Origin of the sequence: Citrobacter sp. S55_ASV_140, from assembly GCF_018919505.1 — a bacterium.
In the GTDB taxonomy this organism is placed as follows: domain Bacteria; phylum Pseudomonadota; class Gammaproteobacteria; order Enterobacterales; family Enterobacteriaceae; genus Citrobacter; species Citrobacter werkmanii.
Window position 1 is genome coordinate 1 of sequence record NZ_JAHLQZ010000277.1, and the last position, 4,081, is coordinate 4,081.

At 55.9% G+C, this 4,081-nt stretch carries 1 protein-coding gene; it reads right to left on the bottom strand.

What is annotated here, in order from left to right; all coding sequences use genetic code 11:
* On the bottom strand, nt 1-4,081 hold a 4,081-nt coding region (locus KQJ18_RS22325), incomplete at both ends, for a filamentous hemagglutinin N-terminal domain-containing protein (protein ID WP_216422767.1).

Consider the following 4,081-nt stretch of genomic DNA (forward strand, 5'->3'; position numbering starts at 1 on the left):
TCCCTGTACCGCGCCACTGTTATCGAACTGTGCGCCGTCGAGCGTTACATCGCTCTCGCTGAGCAGCCTTCCACTGTTATCAAGCTGCTGCGCGGTTAGTGACATTCCACCATGGCTCATCACATCGCCTGATGTGGTAAGGCCGTTGTTTACAGTAGCCGTCAGATTACCCAGGCTTATCAGCGATCCTTTGTGCAACCAGTTATCAGCGGTCAGCGTGAGCTGCTGCCCCTGCAGCGTTCCTTGCGTCGTTATATTGCCAGCATCAAAGGTCAACGCGCCGCCGCTCAGCGTACGGGAGGTTATCCCCGTCGTGAGTACATCGCCAGACAGCGCAAGTCCGTTCGTCCCCTGCCACAGGCCTGAATTGTTTAACGTCGAGGCAGCAAGAGTCAGCCTGTCACCGGCAATACGTCCGGCACTGTTGATATCATCAGCCGTAAGCGCCAGTGCGCCGCCACTTTGAATGTGTCCGGGGTTGGTAAGTCGCCCGGATAGCTTGCCTTCCAGGCCATGTAAACCGTTAAGCACGCCGCTGTTATTCAGCGAGTCGGCAGTAAATGTCAGGGTATTTCCCTGCAGTACGCCGGCGTTTTCCATCGCACCGGTATGCACCAACAACGCATTACCGGCCAGCCATTTACCTGTGGTATCCGTGGTGAAGGTATTCGCAGAAACCGAGGTACTGTCGTTGCCCTGCACCCGTCCGCTGTTACGGATTGATTTTCCATCCAGAGCGACACTTGTCGCCGCCAGCGTACCGCGGTTATCCAGGGATGCAGTATTCATCGACGCCCCCTGTTTCGCCACCAGGCTCCCCTGATTTTCAACCGAGTTTGCCAGCGTCAGGTTCAGGGAGTCGGCCTGAATATCACCTGCGTTAATTAATGTGCTGCCGCGCAGCGTGAAGCCGGTATTCGCCAGCAGCAGACCGTGGTTTTCCAGTGAGTCGAGGCCTAAATCCAGCCCCGCGCCGCTGACCAGTTGCCCCTGCTGACCATTGAACAGATTGCGGGTGGTGAGCTGTAGCGCCGAATTACCCTGCACAATGCCGTTATTCATAAGCTCCGGCACGGAAATACTCAGGGATTTTGCTGCAATCGTGTTGTCGTTAAACAACTGCGCCGCAGCCAGCTCGAACAGGTTGAGACTGCGCAGCGATCCCTGGTTATCCAGTCGCCCGTTAGCCTGAATTTTCAGGCTATCCAGTGCCTGAACGCTGCCGCTATTGTGCAGGTTATCCAGTCTGATCGCCGCCGTACGGCCCTCCAGTTGGCCATCATTTTCGAAACGTTTTCCGCTAAGCTGTAGGTCTTCACCGCTGGTCACCTGCCCACCCGCAAGGTTAGTGAAGCGACTGCCATCCCAGGCCAGCGCCTGATCCCCCTGCAGGATCCCACTGTTGCTGAGATCGCCGTGTAATGCCAGCACCTTCGCCGCCAGCATTCCGCTGTTATTCGCACTGGCGGCATGCAGTGTCATACCCTGTTGACTGAGTACATTACCCTGGTTAGTGAACGCGTCGTGTACTGTCGCCGTTACCCCCGTTTCACCCAGCGCATTACCGCTGTTTTGCCACGTATTTGCTTCCAGATTCAGCGTGCCGCCCTGCAGCAAGCCGGTGTTGTGCAGGGTCTGATTCTTCAGGCTCAATTCACCCACCGACAACACATTCCCGTCGTTTTTCACGTCCTGGCTGTTTAGCGCGAGCATTTCGGCGGCCATGAGTCCGAGGTTATCTGTCTGCTGTCCGTTAACAGACAATGACGTGTCCGCCAGCAGGCGCCCCGCGGCCTCGTTTTTTACCGTCGCATATTCACTTTGCAGATTAACGCCGTTAATTTCTCCGCCGTTAACCAACTGGCGACCATTGAGATGCAATGAACCGTCGCTGGTAATCAGCCCATGGTTGGTCAGATACGGTATATCCAGCGCCAGAGAATGCCTGGCATAGAGCGTGCCGCCGCTCAGGTTATCTAACTTATCAACCTGCAGTTCCATTGCCGCGTTGCCCTGCATCAGACCGCTATTCACAATATGCTGACTGTGGAGAGTTAGCGTGTCGGCTATCAGAGAGCCGCCGCTGGTCAGCAGTTCAGGTGCAATAATCGAGATGCGTTCAGCGCTGGCGCTGCCGTTATGAGTCAGCGTCGCCGCGCTGAGCGTCAGGGTGTCTGCCAACAGTTCGCCATGGTTATCAACTGACTGCTGCGCGCTGAAACCAACGCGTGCCCCGGTGGATTTTCCGCCATGACTGAGCCGGTCAGCCGTCACATCCAGCGAACCTTTTGCCGCCTGTACGCCGTCCAGCGTCACGCTGTTGCCGGTAATCGCAAGGTCCAGACCGCTCTGTAAATGACCGTCTTTGCCGGTAGTCAGCTGCTTTGCGCCGACGTTAAGCGCACCGGCGGCATTAACCTGACCGTTCAGGTTAAGGTTTTGCGTAACGTTTAACTGTATGTCTTGTTGCCCGGCGATCAACGAATCTTTCGCGGCGGTGAGATTTTCAGCATTGAGCGTTACCCCCTGGTTGCCAGAAAGGACGCCATATTGTTCAACTGACGCGGCCTGCACCGTTAGAGTGCCATCAGAGAGCAACTTTCCACTATTACGCAGCGTGGCATCAGCCCGGATATCCGCATCGTTTTTCGCGCTCAGGATCCCCTGCTGGTTCAGCGCTGCCGTCTGTACTGAAAGCTGGCTGCCGCTCGCCAGCGTGCCCATATTATCCAGCGAGCCGCTGCGGACCGATACGCTGTTACCCTGCATCAGACCTGTGTTGCTAAGGCTGCTGACAGAAGCATCAAGACTGCCGTTTACCGCCAGTTGACCACCATTAACGAGGTGGTCACCAGAGAGAGATAAAGCATCTCCCGCATTGACCTGCCCCTGGTTGTTCATTTCGCTACCGGTCAGGCTTAATGCGCCTTTCGCATCGGCCCGACTGGCGTTATCCAGTGCTATGCGCTGCGCCTTCAGCGTTAATCCATTACCTGCTGAGAGCAATCCCCCTTTCGCCGACAGATAGCCCTTACTGTTAAGGCTAACATCAGCATCACTACCCAGCGTGGAACGGGTCAGCGTCAGTCCATTAATACCCTCGACATCCAGTTTTTCTTTACTGGTCAGGCTGCCGTCGGTAACTGTCAGCGAGCCGTCACTGCGCAGTGAGGTGTTTTTCTGGCTAACCAGAGTGGTTGCAGCAACGGCTACATCCTGTTTAGCAGCCACCTGCAACTCGCCAGCTGCGGCAATCCCACCACCATCGATCGTCACCTTGCCATCGCTACCCAACTGCACGTTTGCACCGCTGGAGAGATTTGCATCCTGTAGCGCTAACGCCCCGGTGCTGTTGATGGCCATCCCGCTCCCGGTCTTATGGCTGCCGGTCAACGTGACGCCTTCGCCCCTGGCGGAAAGACCACCATTTGCCAGACTGTTGCCGATCGTTAATTTCCCGTTAGCATTGAGGGTGATATCACCCTGACGGGCATCCAGATTCCCGAGGTTGACACCCAGCCCTTTCTCGCTGGAGACCAAATGAATTCGGTTAGCATACATGCCACCTAACGCGCCGGTGTCTACCGCAATTTTCGGTGCTTCTCCTTCGCCATTCAGCGGGCTCGTCTGGCCATTCGCCGCAACGCGATTCGCCCCAGCGATAACTGTCAAATCTTTGGCGTGTAGCGCAGCATTAATTTCCGTGGCGCGGGCAATAATCGACACAGCATCGCTCTGGCTACCATCCAGCCCCTTACCTTCGATGGTAATACTGCCCTTGCTTACCTCCAGCGACTGCAGGTTGCCATTGGCGTCCAACACAGGTTTACCGGTGGTCAGGGTGGCGTTAGGCGTGTTGATAAATCCACAACCATTACAGGTAATGCCATAGGGGTTAGCGACCATGACGTTGGCGGCTTTCCCCGCGACTTCGGTATAGCCCTGCAGTTGTGAACGGTTAGCGCCAGTAACTTCGTTGATGATCCCTGAGGCTTCCTTTCCTGGCTGTAGGTTTGGGTTATTCTGGATAATGCCGCCGAGCTGGGTTTGGGTAAATTGCCCGGTCGCGTTGTTAAGGATC